16 protein-coding genes, 1 pseudogene and 1 other annotated feature are annotated in these 21,104 nt (G+C 55.1%); of the genes and pseudogenes, 5 read left to right on the forward strand and 12 right to left on the reverse strand.

The features are described from left to right. Positions 1–58 precede the first annotated feature (58 nt). Together AAC077_RS15030 and AAC077_RS15035 are read left to right on the forward strand one after the other, a co-directional pair. A complete protein-coding gene (locus tag AAC077_RS15030; RefSeq protein WP_339771008.1) occupies positions 59–724 on the forward strand; it encodes a TetR/AcrR family transcriptional regulator in 666 nt (221 codons plus the stop codon). A gap of 1,007 nt (positions 725–1,731) precedes the next feature. Then, positions 1,732–2,412, forward strand: coding sequence for a sugar transferase (locus AAC077_RS15035; RefSeq protein WP_339771009.1), 681 nt, complete (start codon positions 1,732–1,734; stop codon positions 2,410–2,412). Positions 2,413–2,947: 535 nt separating this feature from the next. On the opposite strand, the gene AAC077_RS15040 is transcribed toward AAC077_RS15035, so the two are convergent. The 7 genes from AAC077_RS15040 to AAC077_RS15070 form a co-directional block, all read right to left on the reverse strand. Next, a complete protein-coding gene (locus AAC077_RS15040) occupies positions 2,948–3,862 on the reverse strand; it encodes a glycosyltransferase family 2 protein (RefSeq protein WP_339771011.1) in 915 nt (304 codons plus the stop codon). 736 nt (positions 3,863–4,598) lie between these two features. Next, positions 4,599–5,765, reverse strand: coding sequence for a glycosyltransferase (locus tag AAC077_RS15045; protein ID WP_339771013.1), 1,167 nt, complete (start codon positions 5,763–5,765; stop codon positions 4,599–4,601). Then, positions 5,762–6,997 (reverse strand): polysaccharide pyruvyl transferase family protein, encoded by a 1,236-nt coding sequence (locus AAC077_RS15050; RefSeq protein WP_339771015.1) that lies wholly within the window; start codon positions 6,995–6,997, stop codon positions 5,762–5,764. Before AAC077_RS15050 ends, AAC077_RS15045 begins: the two co-directional genes overlap by 4 nt. Further along, entirely contained in the window at positions 6,994–7,896 is a 903-nt protein-coding gene (locus AAC077_RS15055) for a glycosyltransferase (RefSeq protein ID WP_339771017.1), read from the reverse strand. Before AAC077_RS15055 ends, AAC077_RS15050 begins: the two co-directional genes overlap by 4 nt. Positions 7,897–8,140: 244 nt before the next feature. Further along, a complete protein-coding gene (locus tag AAC077_RS15060) occupies positions 8,141–9,103 on the reverse strand; it encodes a glycosyltransferase family 4 protein (protein ID WP_339771019.1) in 963 nt (320 codons plus the stop codon). Positions 9,104–9,273: 170 nt separating this feature from the next. Next, positions 9,274–10,617: an O-antigen polymerase gene (locus tag AAC077_RS15065; protein WP_339771021.1), complete on the reverse strand. Its 1,344-nt coding sequence runs from the start codon at positions 10,615–10,617 to the stop codon at positions 9,274–9,276. Then, positions 10,610–11,881 carry a hypothetical protein gene (locus tag AAC077_RS15070; RefSeq protein WP_339771023.1) on the reverse strand — a complete coding sequence of 424 codons (1,272 nt, stop codon included), beginning with the start codon at positions 11,879–11,881 and terminating at the stop codon, positions 10,610–10,612. Before AAC077_RS15070 ends, AAC077_RS15065 begins: the two co-directional genes overlap by 8 nt. Positions 11,882–12,336: 455 nt before the next feature. Between AAC077_RS15070 and AAC077_RS15075 the strand changes: the two are divergent. Continuing rightward, positions 12,337–12,881, forward strand: a pseudogene (locus tag AAC077_RS15075) (transposase); the annotation flags it as partial. After that, positions 12,624–12,740: a sequence feature (AL1L pseudoknot), on the forward strand. Its footprint overlaps the pseudogene before it by 117 nt. Positions 12,882–13,032: 151 nt before the next feature. Here AAC077_RS15075 and AAC077_RS15080 read toward each other — a convergent pair. The 5 genes from AAC077_RS15080 to AAC077_RS15100 form a co-directional block, all read right to left on the reverse strand. Further along, positions 13,033–13,272, reverse strand: a complete 240-nt coding sequence (locus AAC077_RS15080) for a transposase (RefSeq protein WP_339771103.1) — start codon at positions 13,270–13,272, stop codon at positions 13,033–13,035. 232 nt (positions 13,273–13,504) lie between these two features. After that, positions 13,505–14,755, reverse strand: coding sequence for a WcaI family glycosyltransferase (locus tag AAC077_RS15085; RefSeq protein ID WP_339771025.1), 1,251 nt, complete (start codon positions 14,753–14,755; stop codon positions 13,505–13,507). Between the two features lie 139 nt (positions 14,756–14,894). Continuing rightward, positions 14,895–15,872 (reverse strand): NAD(P)-dependent oxidoreductase, encoded by a 978-nt coding sequence (locus AAC077_RS15090; protein WP_339771027.1) that lies wholly within the window; start codon positions 15,870–15,872, stop codon positions 14,895–14,897. Between the two features lie 293 nt (positions 15,873–16,165). Continuing rightward, positions 16,166–16,681 (reverse strand): hypothetical protein, encoded by a 516-nt coding sequence (locus AAC077_RS15095; protein ID WP_339771029.1) that lies wholly within the window; start codon positions 16,679–16,681, stop codon positions 16,166–16,168. Between the two features lie 213 nt (positions 16,682–16,894). Then, a complete protein-coding gene (locus AAC077_RS15100; protein ID WP_339771031.1) occupies positions 16,895–17,188 on the reverse strand; it encodes a hypothetical protein in 294 nt (97 codons plus the stop codon). A 198-nt stretch (positions 17,189–17,386) separates the two neighbouring features. Between AAC077_RS15100 and AAC077_RS15105 the strand changes: the two genes are divergently transcribed. Both AAC077_RS15105 and AAC077_RS15110 read left to right on the forward strand, forming a co-directional pair. Further along, complete coding sequence (locus tag AAC077_RS15105) at positions 17,387–19,537, forward strand: polysaccharide biosynthesis tyrosine autokinase (RefSeq protein ID WP_339771033.1); 2,151 nt, start codon at positions 17,387–17,389, stop codon at positions 19,535–19,537. A gap of 379 nt (positions 19,538–19,916) precedes the next feature. Next, the gene (locus tag AAC077_RS15110) at positions 19,917–20,933 is read left to right on the forward strand and encodes a GSU2403 family nucleotidyltransferase fold protein (RefSeq protein ID WP_339771035.1); all 1,017 of its coding nucleotides are present in this window, start codon (positions 19,917–19,919) and stop codon (positions 20,931–20,933) included. Positions 20,934–21,104: the final 171 nt, after the last annotated feature.

Here is a 21,104-nt window from a genome sequence, read left to right on the forward strand (position 1 = left end):
TGGAATTGTACTTACAAGAACATTTCCCTCTTGCTATGGTTTTCGCCTAGGAGGCTGCATGGCAAAAACGACGGCAGAAGACAGGCGCGGCTGGACGCAAAACCCCGAGGGGGTAAAGCGCGATATTTTGGCAGCAGCCGTATCGGAATTCGCAGAGCGCGGCCTGTCAGGCGCAAAAGTCGACGACATCGCAGCGCGCACCCGCACATCCAAGCGGATGATCTATTACTATTTCGGCGACAAAATGGGCCTTTACACCCAGGCGCTAGAGGCCGCCTATCACAAGGTGCGCGAAGGCGAGGCATCGCTGGATCTGGATCATTTACCCCCCTTGGAGGCGCTTGAGAAACTTGTCTCTTTCACCTTTGACCATCACCGCAGAAACCCCGATTTCATCCGCATGGTGATGATCGAGAACATCCATCAGGCCGAAGCTTTGATCGCATCTGACAAAATCCGCGACCTGAACATTGCTGCTATCGAGAAGCTGCGCGAAATCTGCGTGCGTGGCGAAAAAGAGGGCGTGTTCCGCAGCGGGCTTGATCCCGTGGCTTTGCATTGGCAAATCAGCGCGGCCAGCTTTTTCAACGTATCGAACCAACCCACATTCACGGCCCTGTTTGGTGGCACTCTGTTTGGCGAAGCAGGCCAGCAATACCTGCGCAGCCAGACGGTCAAAGCGATTGTTGCCATTGCGCGCAGCCAGGCAACTTTTGAACCGTAAGACGAAGGTCAATATGACCCGTTGTCCGTAATAATGTGCTTGGCACAATGACCCGGTGCCCGCCGGACCGCATAGGCGACGATCGCGCGTGGGAAGCGGCAAACTTTAAGCGGGGCCTGCCAGATGGTGCGCTTATCGAAAACGCTTAGACGGCGACGAGACTCCTAACAAGCTTGATAGGTCAACGAAACAATACCGCCTCATTTTGAAACGGCTAATGCCTCTGCTTATACCGATGCCCGGAAAGACAGCCGAATCGCATTCGCTCAGCTGCTCCGCTGTAGCACCGGATTCAAATCCTATTTTCCCAAGACGCAGATGAAATGGAGAGATTTGATAAGAATCAGTAATCAGGTCGTCCCCGATGTTAGGAATCGATCAGGCAGATGCCAAACGCGTCTCGGGTCTGGAGGCCGCAGCCGTGACCGTCTTGTGCCCGCTTGAGAAAGCGGCAACTGTCCGAAGCCTGGGCGCTTGTCTGCGGCGGTTGATACAAATCGCGCGGGCAGGGGGGCTTTCCCTCTTTGCGACGCTGGCGGCACGATGCGATCGGTCAGGTTGTCGGCTGAAAAACTGAAATCGTTTTATTTTACATATGCTTATGTTTTTCATTGCCGGGTTGTCTGCGGACCATTGCCCGACATCTGTACCGCGGCAGGGCAGCGGGCCCAGGCACGTTCCAGTAGGTTCAGGACGGTCAACGGCTTTGGTCATCTTGGTCTGAACCGTCGTTTCCAAGACCCGCCACAGCAGAAACATACCGGCCCCAACCCGCGCCGGCCTGGGCCGCGGATGTTTCTCCGATCGGTGACTCATTAACCATTGTGTTACATTCTTGTGCGATTTTTCCTAAAAGTCTCCGTGACCCTGGAAAATGGAAAAGTTGTGTTGCAGGTCTGGTCAGGAATTGTTTACTCCGGTATCCATCACTGGAATTTGACACGGTCCAAGTCCTTAATCTCTATTTTGAGACCATTTTATAGCTCGCGCTGGGGGGCGCTCTTGGTTTGAAACATCAATTTATAAACAGTTTTGTTGCGGCAGAACACGAACCTTCCGAATTCTCCAGCGAGGTTTCTTTCTATTCCCGTTGGGGCAAGCGCGTCTTTGACGTTGCCTTCGGCCTGCTGCTACTGCCGCTCCTCTTGCCGGTCATTGCCATCCTCTGCGCCTTGGCATCGCTGGATGGTGGTCTGCCTGTCTTTGGCCACCGGCGGATCGGCAAAGACGGCCGCGAATTCCGGTGCTGGAAGATCAGAACCATGGTCGTGGACGCCCAGGAGCGGTTGAAACAGCACCTGATCGACAATCCCGAAGCCGCCGCCGAATGGCAGCGCAATTTCAAGCTTGAGAATGACCCGCGCATCACCCCCCTGGGCCGGTTCCTGCGCAAAAGCAGCCTGGATGAACTGCCCCAGCTGTTCAACGTCTTCCGCGGCGAGATGAGCTTTGTCGGCCCCCGCCCGGTCGTGCGCGACGAGTTGGAGCGTTACGGTCTGAGCCAGAAAACCTACGAAAGCCTGCGCCCCGGCGTGACCGGCCTGTGGCAAGTCTCGGGCCGCAACGACGTCAGCTACGATGAGCGCGTGGCGATGGACGTCTACTATGCGCGAAACGTGAGCCTGGTCGAGGACATGCGGATCGTGGCTAAAACCGCGACGTCGGTTGCTGGGCTGACAGGGAAGTGATGGTGGAATTAGATTCGCCCGCAAGTTAGTTATTGGGTAGTGGTGAATCTGTTTCGGTACCTTCGTTGGTCGAAGAACTGTCTGGCTTACTAAAGACAGCGCTTGATTTTAGAAACAGCCGTCATGAAAATGCGCAGTATTGACGGCATAGCATGGACGGCCGCAATCCTTGAGGCCGGCAACGACAGCTTCCGCTTCAAGGCCAGTGCAGCCGTGGCAGCGCGGAAAAAGAGGGAGGGCAATCGATCTCTGGAGTGCCCCACTGAAGTGGTCCACCAACTGGGATAGATTTATCCCATGTTCAGGAGGACCAAGACACGGCTGGAAAGGGAGTGACCTGCCCCTGAGGCTCCCTCATTCATAACGAGAGTTTGCGGGTTGGGGTTTCATATTCTTCTTCTGTCTCCTTCTTGGAGAGCAGGCTAACTCAAAACGCCGGCCTTTTCAGGGAAGCATGTCACAACATGACCCAGCCCATCAGCCAAAAACAAACTGACCGCGGCAAAAATAACGCAACTGTCACCCTATTTACAAGTCAGGCTTCGGACTGTGTCGATTGAGGAAATACCCCTTCACGACATAGCAATTCGTAAGGCGACAGATTGGCAGAATCTGCGCGCATCTGCAGTTCGTAGAGTTTGGCTTCGACAAGCATGCGATACCAGTAGGCTTGAAGGAAATGAAAAAAGAAGCCAGACTTGCCGTCAAGAAAACCCAGCCCTAAGAAATAGCGGTAGAAGAAGTAAAAGCTGGCTCGCAGGGCAGAGGGCAGCCGAGCATAAATTTTTTCTTTCAAGAACCGCTTGCGCGCAGCTTGACCGGAAAGGATATGCGTGGAAGAATTTTGGCTATGTCGTGCCTCAATGCGCGCAAAGGCTTCTTGGGTAGCGTATCCATTGTGCTTCGCGATCCACCACGTCAAGTCATTAAGGTTATGATCGACAAGGTCCCCTTCCTGAAGGGTCTTGATTTTTGGCGATCGCAATACCACATGCTCGTCCATTCGTCGCTGCTCCATCCGGCCATCACCGCTACGCCAAAGCCGCAAGATATGTGCGGGATAGAAGAAGCCGTGCCGGATTGGACGCCCTAGAAATACGATTTGGCGCCGCAGGTAAAGCCCGTTGATATCGGGCTCCGGATTCGAAATCCATTCTTGCATAGCTTTACGAAGTTTCGCATCCAAATACTCATCGGCATCAATCCTTAGTGTCCAATCACTACTGATGCCCACGGTATCAAGGCCCCACTGGAATTGTGCCGCGTGACCGGGCCAAGAGTTCTGGAACACCTCGGCCCCAAGCCCTATTGCAATCTCAACCGTTCGGTCGCTCGAATAGCTGTCCACGATGCAGATCCGGTCGGCGACACCGGCAAGCGAGCGGATGCAACGCTCGATATGCTGCTCTTCGTTGAAGGTCAGGATCAGGGCGGTAAGCATATCAGGCATCATCTGGACCTTCGAAATTGCGGGCGGGGCTTGACCGCTGTGGCCGGGTTGCCGCGATAGACGGTCCAGCTGTCGAGATCGGAAAAGGCAGCGGCGCGAGCGGCTAGAACGGAACCTTTGCCAACCTTCACCCCAGGGCCGACAAAGGCCTCGGCGCAAATCCAGGCATCATCCTCAATCTCAATAGGCAGTGCGCGTAGTTGAAAGGACGTATCGCGGATATCATGGGTTCCGCCGCACAAATGGGCCCGCTGTGAGACGACAACGTGGTGCCCGAGGCGAATAGGCGCCATGCAATAGCAGTGAACTCCGGGGCCGAGGGCTGAATGTGCAGCCATCGTAAGGTTTCTTGGCAGCCAGATGCGGGTGCTGCCATAAACGTTCGCGGTGGACGCCAACTTTGCTCCAAACCGACGCAATATCCAAAGTCGCCAGCTTCGAAGCGGCGGTGGGGTCCAAGATGCGAACATTAGCCAGACAAGAGCAAAGGCAGCCCGCTCAAGGCGATTTTGCAGGGAGAAAGAAGGCGCGCCAGCAAAAGGGCTGGTCCGGGCGGAGTCTAGCGGTTCAGTCACATGCACTCTCTTTTTGTTACAAGACTCAGTAAGCAGTCGTATGGTCAGGGTTCAAGATATTGTCGGCGTCGATCCCCGTTGTGGGTTCTCAGTGAAAAACAAGTTATTAAAGCCGATTAGGCGCCGAAGCCCTTTTGATTGTATTTTAGCGGCGATACCATTTACTGACTTTTTTTCATGGGCATGCAGCTCGCGATCAGGTCTGCGTAACGCTTTGCTACCCCATCCTGTGAAAACTCTGCTGCTACTAGCGTCCGTGCGCTGGTGCGGGCCTGGTCCAGCGTTTCATCGGACCAGGCCATGATCCTAACCATCCCCTCTGCGATTGTCGTTGCGTCCTTACCTACTTCCACGGCCGCACCAGCTCCGAACCCCTGATCAAGGTTGCAAGCCCGGGTCATTAGGGAGGGTACGCCTGCAGCCCAAGCTTCAAGCACGGCCATAGGCAAGCCCTCGCTTTTGGAGGGCAGTACAAAGATATCAGCCGCAGCCATGCTGTGGTCACGCTCAATGCCGAATTGTGGTCCGGCGAACAGTATGTTCCCAAAGCGTTCCGCTAGCGCGACGACGGTTGGCTCGAAATCGGGGCAGGAGTCGGGCCACCCACAGAACACGAGTTGAGCGCTGCGGCAGAAAGATGGGTCTGAGGCGCTGAGTTGCGTCCATGCCGCGCAAAGTTCACGCCAGCCTTTCTTGTCATGGATACGTCCGAAGAAAAGAAAGATCCTACGCTCGGCAAATTCTGGCTGCCACCAGCGAGGCATGGCGGCATCGTCTGCTGGGGGTAGGGCATAGTTTGGAATCACATGGCAGCGCGCAGTGGGCAAACCCGCCTGCGCGACATCATTGGTTTCCTTGCCGGTAAGCACATGGATCGCGGCAGCGCCTGCCAGAAATCTAGCCTGATATAATCGCGAGACTGCTGCTTTTAACCGCGGCGAACGTTTCAAAATCCAAGTTTCCAGCATTCCGTGAGGCGTCACCACCGCTGGCCGTCGACGCAGCTTGCACCAGAGCGCAGCGCAGAACACGTGGAACATCCAGATCCCATGGACATGCACTAGCGCGGCGTCACGGTTTCTCAGGACGTGCAGTAACATACCCGGCGAAAAGCCGAAGTTCGAAGGGCCATAGGAACGAAACCCGTGGATCGGCACTGCGGGCCAGTTCGCGCGGTCCGCTGCAAAGCTGTCATCGTTTAGCGTGACTACTTCGGGTGCGAAGCGACCCTCAGCAACCAATGCCGTCACGAACAACCGGGCCGCTTCGGACACGCCGCCCCCACGCCGCCCTATGGCGGGAGTCAGCACCATCACACGCGGCTTCATGAGATTTCTTCCAGCACGTCGCGTAGGCGAGTGTGGGTGTCACGGTAATGGGTCACAGCCGTTTCAATCTCGGCCCGGGCTGCGGGTAGATCGGCGAGGTCACACTCCAGTGCGCTAATTACAGCGTCTGGGTCGAACTCAGTGATCGGCGCCTGGCGCGCATCCAGACGAAGATCGCGGAGGATGAAGCTGGTTTTGGGCAGGTAAGCGACAGCGAAAGTGGGGCGGCTTGCCATCATTGCAAAGATGCACGAATGAAAGCGGGTTCCAAGAAATAAGGTTGAGCGTGAGATCAACGCACGCAGTAAATCAGGCTCGCGTGAAGTGCGGTCAATCAGGACGGGCACGGTGCAGGCTGCGGCGACACGCTCTGCCATGCTCAGATCGTCAGAGACCTGATTAAAGATTACTGAACGAAGCCCGTGATGCAGGCTCATGTGCTGGATCACCCGCGCTAGGCCCTGCACATAAGCGTCCTGCGCCGCCAACACATTTAGGGATTTTGGGAAAGTCCAGTCCACGACGGTCAAGCCGAGGACTTGCTCTACCTCGGGATCAACACCGATCTCTGACCAGGCTGCCTGCGAGGCGGCAGTGTCTTCGCTAACATCAGTATTCCAGAAAGCGCTATCACCCGAACGGCGCAGCAGTTGCTTCGGTAGGTTAAGTGTGTTGCGCAAGAAGTCCCACGAGTAGCTTTCTCGCGCGCAAACCGCATCACTCCACGACAGCACTGCGCGGGCTATGCGACGTGCAAACGCGGCGTCAATCGGCCCGATGCTTTGTGGTGCAAGTATCACTCGCGTTCCGCGCCGCTGCCCCAGCCAAATGTGAAAGAGAGCAACGTAATAGGCGAAATTGGTGTCGTGGATATAGCCGCCCGGGGCGCTGATCACGATGTCGGCACTGCGTATCATCCGCCAGCTCTCCTGTTGTGACAAGGGCAAGCTGCGAACTATCCAACCAAGACTGGGTATTAGCGCCAAACTGGCTAGGATCATGCGCCCCAATGTCACCAATTTAGCTATGGCTCCCCTTTGCCCCGTATTACCGATCCGTTCCGAGAAGCGCACATTAGGATGCGCCGCGCGTGCTTTGTCTAACTCCTCGAAAACGGCGCACCCTATCTGCGCGCCCGGCACCGCATTCATTACGTCGGCAATGCATTCATCGAGCAAGACAGAGTCCCCGCGGTTCGAGCGGCCGTAGGCGTTGACAATCATAATCTTCATTCGGAGGGCTCCTGTGTGAGACGCATAACGGCTTGCGCGAAGTCTTCGACGTTGCAGGTAGTCATCTTCTTGAGGCAAGAGTTCGAAAGGGAGGCTCGCCAAAGTGGATCAAGCGCACAGCGGCGCAATTTCAAACCCGCTACTTCAAGGGTTTCTGGCGTAAAGATGACGCCTGTCTCTTCAGTTACAATTTCATTTGCCACCCCGCAACGTGGCGTAACAAATGCAGGTACGCCGCATGACATGGCCTCGTTTACGCACAACCCCCATTGATCGTATTCCGAGGCGAGAATAAGTGCACTGGCGCCGCCATAGACAGCAGGCATTCGATGGTTTGCAATATTCGGGAAGTTGTGAATACACTTGTCGAGGCCAAGTTTGGCAGCTTTCGCGTAGATGGCGCCACGCTCAGGACCATCACCAACCAAAACAAAGGCCACACCATGCGCAGCGAGGCCTGAAGCAGCGTAAAGATCGAGGGCAAGAGTTACTCTCTTACGCGGCACAAGTCGGCTAACGCACAGCACGTAGTGCGCAGGAAGAGAGTGTTGTAAAATCGGTGCGGCGCGGCGGCGATATTTCTGCGATCTTATAGCGAAAAATTTATTGTCGATCACATCGTAAGGCGTCTCAATAGGCCCCTTAAATCCGAGTGAACGAAAATATTCTACGTGACGGGTCCCAGCCACCAACGCTCCATCGAATATTTTCAAAATAATCCGTTTGAGAACTTCAGTTATTTGGCGCCGTGGTTGATCGTCAGCCTTGCTGTCCGACAGGAAATGCACGCGCGCGCCATGGCTTCGAGCCCAAAGAGCTGCAGTGAGCGAGATAGGGTCATTATAACCAAGCACTAAAATATCACGGGGCCGAATCCTGTTAAGTTCGCTCCATGTCATACACCCTTCTTGCCAGCCTGTTTGACAAGGCCGATTAGCAAAATGGAGCTTGGATACGAGGTGGTTCCGCCGCGTTTGTTTGTGCATATACAAATATGATCTGGCGCCGAACTGCACAACCGAAAGCTGCCGCCCCTGAACTGCAAGCAAGGATTGAAGTGCCAGAAGCCGAGGAGCATGATAATCGCCGATCCACCTGGAAAGGTAGGCAACGCTCCCACTCTTTGATTCATCTGACGACCAACTATCTAGTTCCATAAATATGCTCCAAACCGTCAGCATAAGTGCGCCAGTTAACGAGAAGCCGCGTTCGCATGAAGGCAGCAGCCGAAATTTGCGAAAGCATATCGCGGTCGTCGTTGAGACATGCAATCTTCTCGGCCAAGGCCTCCTGGTCTGTCGCGTCGAAAAGAAGTCCGTGAACCCCATCATCCATAACCTCGGATGCACCAGATTCTCGTGTTGCAATAACCGCCAGCCCCATGGCCATTGCTTCGCAGACCGAGACGGCGAGCCCCTCTTCTAGTGAAGCACTAACAAAAATATCGTGGTTGGCCAGTAGCTTTGGCATTTCTGGCGGAGCTACGCGTGCTACATGTTTGAAGCGTTGATAATGCCGCGCGAGCAGCTCAATCACTTCTGGGTCAATATCTCCGACAAGGGTGATTTCAATGTCAAAGTTCAACCGCGAGACAACTTCGAGTAAGTGCAACTGGCCCTTCCTCAATCCAATTTGACCGACTGAGATGATGCGCAGAGGCCCATGACGAAGTCGCTTTTCCGGCCCCTCCAGTGGTTCAAAGCGCTCGACATTTGCGGCATATGGTAGGATATGAATCGGCTTTGTGAAGCCACTCTGTCGGAAACTGTTTGCTACATGCTGTGTCGGTGCCAGCAAAGCATCTGCCTGTGCAACTTCTTCCAAGATAAGTTTCTCGCGCCGCAACAAGGATGGCCGCCAAGCCTTTAGGCCCCATCTTTTGGCTTCCAGCTGCATCAGTCTGAGCCGGTGCTCAGGATGCGTATTGACAACCTCACATAAGACGCGGCTACCTTCAGCTCGTGCCCGCTTTCCGATACGAACAGTAGCGCCTTGAGCGAGCAAATGCAGTTGTTCTGAAGGTTTCCAATCGCGCAGAACTTGGTTTTCCCAAAGGCGATGGAAGGCGACTATAGCAGCGTCTTGGTTCCACGTTTTGAATGCCATCCCATAGCCACGTAGCAAGTACTCTTTTGCGGGAAAATTACGCACAACTTCACTAGGAAGCTCGAGAGATCGCGCTGTAGAAGGTTTGTGCGACATATAAAATCGCTGAACAACTCCCCGACCTACAAGATCGGGCAAGTAATTTAACATATGGAACTTGCCGCAAACTGCTATGTTGACTGGTGAGTATCGCGGCATAGTTTTAGCTTTCCTAAATATGTAAGGATTACAATTGGAAACATCGAAAAAATCCAGAAGTAAAATACTGTGACGCCTCCATCTCTAAGAATAGTTTTTGAGAAGATAAAAACAATCCAAAAAAACATCACACAGGCAACGTTATTGCTCCGCAATAGAAGTTCATACACTTTTGAAAAAAACACACCCAGAAGGGCCATCATTACAATAAGAGAGATAAAAGAGAAAGCCATGAAGGTGTCTGCATAAACTCCAGTTGTCAGGTATCGAAAATCTCCATAGTCGTTCAAGTTAACAATGGAGGTATAAACTGGCTTGCTAGGCCATATCTGTCTTGGAATTGGCCAAATTAAAATCCGCAAATATTGAGTGCCGTAAGTGTAATCATTATGCGTTGTCACTGCCGAAAGTGTGGCCGCTGCAACATCAAACTCGACGGTATCGTTCGTTAGCCCTTCGCCACCCCGATTGTCGAAATAGTCAGATACAACCTCTCCTATCGTCGCCGTGCCCATCACCAAACGACGCATAGCGTACCGATCGCCGCCTATAATATTAAATAGAAAAGCAAATACAAAAACAAGCAAAACTACTTTAAAGCTCGGGTATCGTCGCCGAGCAGCAACAAGAAAGTAAAAACTGACACCCAGAATAACTACAATAAATGATAGTCTCTGCGCGCCTGCGAGTAGCCGTATAAAAACATACGCTGCGATTAGCATAAACGCTAGCTTGCGAAGTTTAGGCACAGTTACCAACAGCAGAAGTATCGATGGCAAAAATTCCGCCATGGCTGTCGTGTACCCAGAAATACCTTTAAGTTGTTGACCTGCCATTCCATCCATTTGGGTCTCTATCGCCAACACACTTTCAAGTCCTGCACCATAAAATATTCTAAAGTTTGCATAAATTCCCAAGGCGATGAAGATAAAAAGAAGTGGAGTAAATAGGTGAGGCTTTCCAATTTCGACGTGATACGGAGTAGCAGTCGGAATCTTTCCTTTAACCGTTCTCGCTGTGAGCGCAAATCCAATAAAAGCTGCTATAAAAGCTGTATTTGCGACAACGCAAGTTAGAACTATATCGATTGCTTCAGGTGAAAATCCAATGCGCTGCCACAACTTGCTATAGCCATTCTTTGATACATAATATGGACGCAATACGAATCCCAAGAGATGGTAGAAAATCATCAGCGTAAATGGATGATAGATCGGAACTGATAGTTTAAAAAAACTATAGGCAGCGATTACTATCCATACACAAGCATTTAACAAGCCAGCAAACGCGACCAATTCTATCATTGTCTCGTCAATCATGGCTGCCTCTTTTCACTTCGCCTGATCTTCTCAGTAAACTGTCAGTGATAAGGTAGCCGCTGATGAGCACTCCGGCTAAAGCACCCAAAATCGGGAAAATTGTCAGACCAAAATGTGGGATCAGTAGCCACCCAGCCACGAGCTGTGTAACAGTCAATATTAAGAAGACTGTCGCGTATTTACCCACCCGATTCACTGAAAGCAGAAAAACTTCAAGAGCCGTATAGAGTGCGATAGCCACCGCATTGGCAAGGAAGGCCCAAAACAGCAGCCTGTCGAATGGTAGATTACCACCTGTCCACAGACCATAGAAGACCTCGCCGAAAGTTAAGTATCCGGCCACGGCCAAAGCGCTCAATCCTAAGGTATGACGCAGCACTAGACTTCGCATGGCCCGAACGGCATCATGTTCACCACGAGCCTCGGCCTGCGCAATTTCAGACCAACGAGCGCGACCGGATATGCTTACGATCTGGGGGATCATCCGTGTGAAAGTTCGCAGGGTGGCAAAGGCGGCAACCGCGATTGGAGAACTAACAGCTGCAACAATCAGGGTCGTGACATGTAGATAAAGCATGTTCGACAGCGGCAATGTCATGAAACCGAGCGCGCCTCGCACTAACCTGACAGTCTCAAGGCGGCTTGAACGCATCCAGTCGCGGCGTAGCCACTTTATGCGCCCCCAAAGGTCGATCGCCATAGCTCCTAAAAGTACACATCTAAAGCCTAGCATCACCAAAGCGGCAATGAAAATATCCGCCCCAGAAAGGGCGACGACGATCAGCGCAATGATAGGCACCACGCGGCCAACAGCTTGCCAGTTCACAGTCCAGTTGAACCGCCCCAACGTCCGATAAAGCGCAGAGTGGTGGTTGAACACTAGAAGCACCATTGAATCGGCGAACAGCACCGCAGCCACAACCGCCACGTCCATCGGAGTAAGTGTCACAAACAGCGCAGTAAACTGCTCTCCGAGTGTCGCCCCGACGGCAACTGCCGACGCTGCGATCGCAGCAAGGAGCCCAGCCAGCAATAGAACGGAGTTGAAGTAAGTGCGATTAGCCGCCCCAAATTGGCCCCGCGCACATTGCGCGTCAATCCTATTGTTGGCCGTTGCAATTATGCCAAAGTCACTCAGTGTCAGGTAGCCTGGAATTGTATAAAGGATCAGCCATTCACCGTAAAGCGTTGCACCCCAAGCCCAGATCAACGTTGGAACCATCGCGATCTGCAACCCCACAGTTAGGCCATTGCTGACTAGCATTGACCCCGCCACCCGAAGTATCCGCGCGCGCGCGGTAGTTGTGGGCATCTCATCGCGGGATGTACGCAACGAGGACAAAACATGCCGATGGGATAAGCGCGAAGTCATCCGACTAGTCCCCGCGGTCCCAGCTCAGAAAATCCACATCCGCGCTCTCTTCTTCCAGTAACTGGACCTTGTTCCAGCATATGGGGTGCAGCAATTTTGAAGCCATGAACTTTCCTTAATTTGATAAGCACCAAATTAAGGTACTGCTAAGGCCAGACCAGATTAAGCACAACCCGTTTGCCGGAAATCACATCACTTGGCTAGGTCTAGCTGGCCCTATGCGGCATATTTGGGCTCCTGAAAGAGAGATAGCTAAATATTGTATGTTGATGGTGTAACCGCCCCTGAAGTTACTGTGAATCGCTCCGAGTTTGCGGAGACCATCAACTCAAGTTAGGATGATGGTTATTACAAAATGCAAGAAGGCAAATCGCTACTCGCCTGAAGTCCGCGCCCGCGCGATCCGTATGGTGTTTTAGCACCAAGACTCCTATGAGAGGCAGGCGGGCGCGATCGAGGCCATTGCACCCTAGATCGGCTGTATTCCCCAGACATTGAGCGAATGGTGTAGGCAGGCCGAAAAAGACAGCGGCATGCGGGATGGCGTGACGACCGAGGGACTTGATCGCATCAAGATCTTGGAACAAGAGAACCGTGAACTGCGCCAACCAAATGAGATTTTGCACAAGGCAAGCGCGTATGTTGCGCAGGCGGAACTCGACCAACTACTCAAGCGATGATCGGCTTCATCGACGATCAAGGGGCTGTTTACTGTGTCGATTCGATCTGCAGAGAGCTGCCGATTGCACCGTCAACATATTACCACCGTTTGGTTTGCCTCGCTGGTTCATCCAAAGCTTCGATGTGGCATCAGCGGGATGTGGAGCTGCGTCCAGAAATCAAACGGGGCTGGCATACCAACTATCAGGTCAACTGCGTCCGTAAGACGTGGCCCTTTCCAAAAGCGCTTCAAGTAAAGTGACATGCCCACACCATCATGCCACAGGATTTTAACCAGATCGCCCTTACGGCCCCGGAAGCAGAAGATCTCGCCGCATGGGGATTGCGGCCGAGCCCTTCCTACACCTGCAGCGCCAGCGTGTTCATGCCTCGCCGCATATCGGCGACACCGCCCGTGAAGCCCCAAGCTCGCTGTTTCGATACTGTCGCCGCCAACTGGTCAGAAGTGATTGGCAGATACAATGCCGCCGCGCCATGGCTGTCGCCTGGCGGTTGACAATAAAGCTTTCCTCCACAAAACGCAGTTTGTCATCATCCGACCAATACCGGCGGAGACCACCTTCAGTGGCGAAAAGAATTTCAATTTGGGGGCGCTTGATAATGCCGGACTTAAGTTCGGACTTACCATCGCAGCCAACTCAAATTCAGTCGGCCGCCATCGGAGGCTTACTTTTCTGGACGCCATCGTCGAACATGGACTTGCTAAACGCGCTCACCGCAGAACCCTGATGAGCAGCTTGCCATCAGCGGATTGGTTTCTGGGTACTGTGGCTATTATGCAAATTGGTTCTGCGAGGCATTGGTAGTAAGGGGAATAAAGGAGTTATAGGGGGATTACCCCCCAACAACAGCCTCTCGCTCCCTCGCCAAAACCTCAAATTCTAGTTGCAAATTTCCCAAGATCGCATCCATATCCCAGCGTTCGAGTGCGCGAACTCGGGCTGCGTCACCCAATTCCGAGCGCAGATCGGGGTTGTCCAACAAAGCCTCCACTGCCGACGCCGCCGCTTTGCCGTCGCCCGGCGGGGTGAGGACGCCGGCGCCTTCCACCTCGTCGCCCAGGGCCGTGCCCTTATGCGCGGTGGCCACCACTGGACGGCCCGAGGCGAGCATGTTTGTCAGTTTTGACGGCAGCATGACGTCGGCCGCGCCTTCGATTTGGGGCAGAAGGTGGACATCGGCCACACCCAGCAGTTCGCTGAGTTTTTCGAGCGGTTGCAGGGGCAGGAACCGGATGTTCGTCAAACTTTCGGCGCTGGCCACAAGCTCCGCGCGCATCGGGCCATCCCCACAGATCAGCAATGTCACGTCGTCACGGTGTGCCAGGTGTCGCGCGATCTCTGGCAGAACTTCCAGACCCTGTTTGTTCGACAGGTTGCCAGAATAAAGCGCCACGTAGGGCGTTTCGATGCCAAGTGCCGCTTTCATCGGGGAGACGCCCTTGATCGGCGTGACTTTTTCGAGGTTCGCCCAGTTGCGCAGTTCGTAGATGTTTTTTTCGGGCACCTGCTTTTTGCGCAACTTGTCGAGCATCGGCCGGGAAATCGAGCTTGTCTTGTCAAAGCGCCGCAGCACCCATCGTTCGAATGCCATGGCGGCGCGACCTGTGCGGCTTTCTTCCTGGATCAACCCGGTTGCGAATGCGGCTTCGACCTCGAAATCCTGGATGTGCAGCCAAGCCTTTGCACCGCCGATGCGTGCGGCCAGCCAGCCAACTGGGGCTGCAACCATTGAGGGGCCGATGACAAACACGACATCAGGGCGCCAGACCAAGGCACGCCATAGGGTAACGGGGGCCGCTGTCAGTGCGAAACTGGCGTGGTGCAGGATCCGCTTTGCCCCGCTGGGAATGCGCGGAACATAGAGAGGGCAGTGTACGACATCCGCGCCGGCTGCTGTCTTGCGCCGCTTCCAGAACGGACCGCGCCATCCTTCGAAGACGCGCCATTGGGGAAAGTAGGGTTTTGCCGTCACAACTTTGGTATCGACGCCATTGCGGGCCATGTATTCACACAGTCCTGACGAATAAACCGCGATTGAGATAATCTCGGGATCGTAATTGATGCCGAGGAATAACAGTCTCATCTATGTACCTTACTTCTTCAAATTACGCATTAAATCGAAATCTTTAAATCAGCCAGCCACGCTGCGGTGCAGAAAGCACCATCGACGCGGCGGAGGCAAGCCCCAGGTTGGCATCTGGCACGACACCTTGGGTCAGACGTTAGTCAAAATCAGCCGCTGTGCTTTCCGCCCGCCAATCTTCCAATGAGCGCTTCAAGGGGAATGCATATTCGAACCCAATCTCTTGCAACTTCCGCGGCAGGACATTGGTAGAGCGGTTCAGCTTCATCACTCTCGCCCGGTTGATCGAAGTTCGCATTCCTACGGCGCTGAGTGCTTCGAACCCCATACCTGCCGTCAGCATCAACTTAAGCGGTATGACGCGCGTTGCCCGGTCGTAATCGCCCACTTCGGCAAAGGTGTCTGCGATGTCCTTTGCCGTGTGACGCTCGGGCAGTGCGAAGTTATAGGTCAGTGTCTTTTCGTCCCGCGCGAGCGCGTGGGCAAAGCTTGACACCAGATCTTTGACGTATCCGCAGGACTTGATCGTGTCGGTCCGCCCCGGAAAGGCAAACCGTTTCTTCGCCAACATGCGTGCCATCCGGGTAAAATTGCCCCGCTCTTCTCGTCCGTAGATCACGGCGGGACGCACTGTCACCAGCTTGCGTTGCTCGGGGGCTTCGCGTTGCCATTGGTGATGTATCTGTTCGGCGCAGAACTTCGACTTGCCGTAGGCGCTTTCGGGTTGCAGCGGCGAATTTTCATCCAGCGGGTCTTCGGACGGCCCGTAGACGGCAATCGAACTGGTAAAGACGATCGTTTCGCATCCGGCCTTCCGCGCAAAGTCACAAACGTGGGTCGCGCCCAAGACGTTGGCCCAGTAATATTCCCAATCTTCGTGCCCAGGTGTCGTGTGGACAGCCGCCAGATTGTAGATCTCGTCGACCGGCTCTGACAGCTTGATGTCGATGGGTTGGCAGATGTCGATGTGCCGGTAGTCGACGCCGTCGACTTCCCAACGCGGTGCGGAAATATCGCATGAAATCAGTTTAGCGTAATTGCCGGAGTCCGAGAGTTTTTGCAGCAGATGCGTCCCGATAAACCCGGCTCCGCCGAATACTATTGCAACTTGAGCCAACTTTGTCTCCTTATCGCCAGACGCTCGCGCGTACTACTCTTGCAATTGCATCACGGACGCAAGTGACGCGGAAGAGATATTTGGAACCCGTTGCGTTGTTAAGCCATATAGAGAAACTTCGCCCTTTAATTGAGCCGCTTTAACCTGCCGGGGAGGGCAGGGGCCATGGTTGGGTGCTTTGGGTGCCGGGCATCAGGGCAGGGCCTTTCGGCCGCCCCTTTCTCCACGAACCCATTGCCAAACCGTGCGCCCCACCTTCAGGTCGCAGCCGTGTGATCACGGCTTGCGGCACCTCAGCACGCCCGGATGCCCATCTTGATGATTTCCCGTCCCTTCACTTTGTAGACACTGTTGATCTTGTAGCGTCCCGTTTCCATGAACCACGTGCGCAGCGCCTGCGGGTAGTAGCTGGCGATCACCCGTGAGGCGCGGTTGAAGGTGGTTGGGTCCAATGCGCGGCCATAAGAGCTTGGTCCGTGAAAGCCGAAGGTCGTGTTCGGGGATATACAGGTCTGCGGCAGGCCAAGAAACATCGTGCAGGTTGAATAGCAAATGGCGCCTGTGATTTTGACCGGGCGGCGGGATTTGCGCAGTTCTCCCAACTGGGTCAGCCGCACCCTGAGCCGCCCGCCGCGGTCGTTTCCGACCACCAATGGGCTGGTAGATTGCAAAGAAACCCACGTTTGCGTCTGTGATTGCGCTTGTGCCGATGCTGCCGACGCTAAAAGGAGGCATGCCGCCACCCCAATCGCCAGGCCAAAGACGCAATTCTTTATTTGGCGCAGCGCGCCATTTTTCCGGTTGATCATTTTCCCACTCCATTCAACGCACGGCCAGATGTTGGCTGTGCGGCGTGACCCCCACGCAGGAGCAGAAAAACATATCGGGATTAACAGCTGGTTTTCGGGCGCTGGCGCTATTGCTTCAATTCAGTACAAATCGTTTCCGAGCGGTCCCACAACGACAAAAGCCCCCGCGACTCGCGGAGGCTTTGAAAGGTGACTGAAATGTCTGCGACGATATCAGTTGGTGCTCGTCGTGCTCGTCGTGCTGGGTGTCGATCCGCCACCCAAACCTGCCAGCACACCAGCGCCCAAGATGGGCCCAGCAATCGGAAGAAAGTTTGTGATGGGTTGGTTCGGGTTGGGCAGGCCCAGGCAAGCCTGGTTGGCCGCGTTTGCCGGATCTTCACAGTTGACGCTGGGCGTGGCGCCAACATTGTCTTGGCTGGGCGTGATGACAACATTGTCTTGCGCCATCGCGCTTTGCGCGGAAACCGCCAGCGCTGCGATGAAAAGTATTTTCGTGATGGACATGATAGCCTCCAAATGAATTTTCTCCGGTATGGCACAATTCGACATCAAGTTGAAGCCGTGTCTTTGACAATTGGTGGCGAATGAGAAAAAATCGCATATGATGCCCAAGATTGTTGCATCACCCGTGCGTGTGGCCGATATAGTCTGCACGCCGCGTTGCGGCATCGCGTGTTGTCATTGGCTTAGGGTATTGATTTTATGGAAATTTCACGGGGAATAGGGCGGGAGTCAGGCAATCAGAATGCACCGTCCGCCCAGGCTGTGGAAGACGACGTAATTGATCTTGGTGCCCTTTTTGCCACCATTTGGCGCGGAAAGTGGCTCATTGCGCTTGGCGTTGCCCTCGCGATTTTGATCGGCGGCTACTACGCCTACGTGGTGGCGACACCAATGTACCGGTCAACCGCAGTGGTGATTCTGGAGACCAATCAGGACCAGATTGTTGATCTACAGAGCGTGGTTGGCGGGCTGTCCGGCGACACCTCTGAAGTGAATTCCGAGGTCGAGGTTTTGCGCGCCCGCAGCCTGATGCGCAAAGTGGTGGAGCGGTTGGATCTGACCAAAGATCCCGAGTTTAACGGGGCGCTTCGGTCGCCTTCCTTTGTAGACCGATCGAAGGCTGCTGTTAAGTCGATGATTGGGCTGGGCGCCAACGAGGTTGAGCTGCCGCCTGAGGAACAGGCAAAGCGCACGCGTGACGCCGTCATTTCGTCTTTGTTGAATGCCGTCACCGTGCGCAACGTGCCACTCAGCCTGGTTTTTCAGGTCACAGTCGAAACCGAAAGCGCCCGGAAATCCGCCTTGATCGCGGATACCATCGTTGACCTCTACATCCTGAACCAGATCGAAGTGAAATTCGAGGCCACCGAACAGGCGACCATCTGGCTGAGCGAGCGGGTTGCGGCGCTTCAGGGCAAGCTTGAGACCGCCGAAGCGAAAGCGTCGGAATTCAATGCCTCGACCGAACTTGTCTCTGTCGAAGGGCTGCGCGCGCTTGAACGGCAGATCAAGGAGCTGCGTGACCGGATTGCATCCGCCGAAGCCAGCCGCGCCGCACTGGCTGCACGCATCGCAACGCTTGAGTCCGCTGAAGACCGAGCGGCGCAGGCCGAGATTTCCAATGACGCCACGCTGACACGTTTGCTGCCACGGGCAGAAACAGACCCGGATATGGCCACCGCCTTTGACACGCGCTTGCAGATTGTTCTTCAGCGCAACCAGCAGGACCTGATACGTGCGGATCAACAGCTTGAGGCTTTGCGCAACTCCGAAGCCGAGTTGAACCGGCAGGTTGCCAAACAGGGCGAAGATCTGATTACCCTCCAACAGCTCACCCGCGAGGCCGAGGCCACGCGCGTGCTGTACGAATATTTCCTGTCGCGCCTGAACGAGACATCTGCCCAACAGGGCATTCAACAGGCGGACAGCCGCATCCTGTCCGACGCTGTCGTCCCGAACGTCCCTTCTGCACCGCGCAAATCGCTGATCCTTGCCATGTCGGCAATCCTTGGGCTGATGCTCAGCGTCGGCCTGATCCTGCTGCGCGAAATGCGCAACAACAGCTTCCGCACGGCGCGCGAGCTGGAAGGCACCACCGGCTATACCGTGCTGGGCCAGATCCCTGCGATGCCAGCCGGATCGCGGACGAAGGTGCTGCAATATCTGCACGACAAACCAACCTCTGCCGCCGCCGAAGCGGTGCGCAACCTGCGGACATCGCTGATGTTGTCGAATGTGGACAACCCGCCAAAGGTGGTTATCTCAACGTCCTCCGTACCCGGTGAAGGCAAAACGACCAATTCACTTGCCCTTGCGCAGAACCTTCTGGGGCTGGGCAAACGCGTGCTGCTGGTCGAGGGCGATATCCGCCGCCGCACATTGCACCAGTATTTCGCGAACATGCCGGAAAAGGGCATCGTTTCGGTGCTGAGCGGTGAACTGACGCTGGAAGAGGCGGTGCATCGCACCCCTGATTTTGGCGCGGACATTCTGGGCGGTGAAAAATCAAGCACAAACGCCGCCGACCTTTTTGCGTCGGATCGTTTCCGGGCCCTGATCGACGAGGCGCGCGCCAGCTATGACATGATCATCATCGACACGCCGCCCGTCCTGGTCGTGCCCGATGCCCGCATCATCGCCGAAGTCGCCGATGCGATTGTCTTTACGGTTCAATGGGACCAGACCAGCAAACCCCAGGTCGAAGAAGCCCTGCGGATGTTCCACAACTCGGGCCAGCGGATCACCGGCCTTGTGCTGAGCCAGATCAGCGCGAAGGGTATGAAACGCTACGGCTATGGCGGGACCTATGGCGCATACGCCGGGTATGGCGCCAAATACTATACGAACTAGAGCAGCGGCCCCGGCCTGCGGGCATCGGGGGCCGAAGCTGGCGTTTGGATAATGGTTTGATGGAACGGGCAGGGTGCAGACGAACAAGTGCCCCCGCCTTCTTTCCCCGCCGTCGGTCAAAACAGGTCAACGGATCAAAGCATAACCCCTTGCCCACGCGACTGCGCCAAGAAGCAGTCTCGCCGCCCCGGGTCGCCTGACAAAGGTCTGACCGAAGTGCTGCTTTGGACCGCTTCCGGAACAGATCCCAAGGTTCACCGGATTGGCGCCGGATGGATTGGCCGTTGCCAAGCCAGTGTTGCGGTCGGAGGCTTTATGCCTAGCAATTTATCTTTTTGATAGGTATATCCGTGCCTAGCAAAACTTGGAAACGATAGGCATGACCCCCCTTAGCAGCATTGCAATGAGCGCGTATACCGATCTGGTAAGGCTTCTGAAGGACGACGCCCTGTCCGGTGTCACCGGCAAGCCGACACTGAAACGGCGCGGTGACAAAGCCTATTGGTATGCGCCGCGTCGCATCGGAACCGAGATGCGTTTCATCTATATTGGCGAAGACACCGACGAGATGCGCGCGCGCATTGATCGTATCGAGGAACTGCGTGAGACAGCCAAAGAACGGCAGGCCGTGCGGTCGCGGCTGGTCCGGCTGTTGCGTGCAGAGGGTTTGACGCCGACCGACCGTGCGACGGGGTCCATCCTGTCCGCCATGGCGGCGGCCGGGACATTTCGGCTGGGCGGCACCATCATCGGGACAAATGCGTTTCGGCTGTATGAAGGCGAACTTGGCATTCGTCTGCCCTTGGGGGGAATGGCAAACACCGGCGACATCGACATTGCCCAGTTTGAAAAACTCAGCGTCGCCTTGGAGGACCAGGTCGATCCGGGCCTGACCGAGACATTCTCGGAGCTGAAATTTGCCCCAGTGCCGGGACTGGAACGGGGGCGCACATGGCGGTGGGTGCAAGGTGGCAGTGGTCAATTGGTAGAGTTCCTGACACCTGCATTTGGAGATGAATCCATCCGCGACTTGCCAGCGTTAGGGGTCAACGCGCAGGCGCTGAATTACCTCAACTTCCTGATCGCGGAACCGATCCATGCCGCGGCTCTCTATCGGTCGGGCGTACTTGTTCAAGTGCCCCGGCCCGAGCGATTTGCGATTCACAAGCTGATCGTTGCCGACCGGCGGCGCGACGGGTCGGGCAGCCTCAAGGCGTCGAAGGACAGGGAACAGGCTGCGTTTCTGATCGAAGCCCTGGCCGAGGACCGGCCTGATGACTTGTCCGGGGCCTACGCTGCCGCGTTAAAGGTTGGCCCACGGTGGCGTGAACGCATAGCGAACTCGTTGGCGCGGATGCCGAACACAAAGGCCATATTGGACAACATTGACAGCTAAACGTGGCATTTGGCTGTTTCCACCCTCAGCCAGAAATCTCTGGGCTGCCCTTCTTCGTGCGAGCGTTCTAAGGGGCGGGTCCGCATTTCGGCGACAACACGGGTTCGGCATCTCACCTCTCGCGCATGTAGACAGACGCTGCCGGGCAGCGGATGCGGTTCGAAAATGAAT

The sequence above is a fragment of the uncultured Pseudosulfitobacter sp. genome (assembly GCF_963976325.1).
In the GTDB taxonomy this organism is placed as follows: Bacteria; Pseudomonadota; Alphaproteobacteria; order Rhodobacterales; family Rhodobacteraceae; genus Pseudosulfitobacter.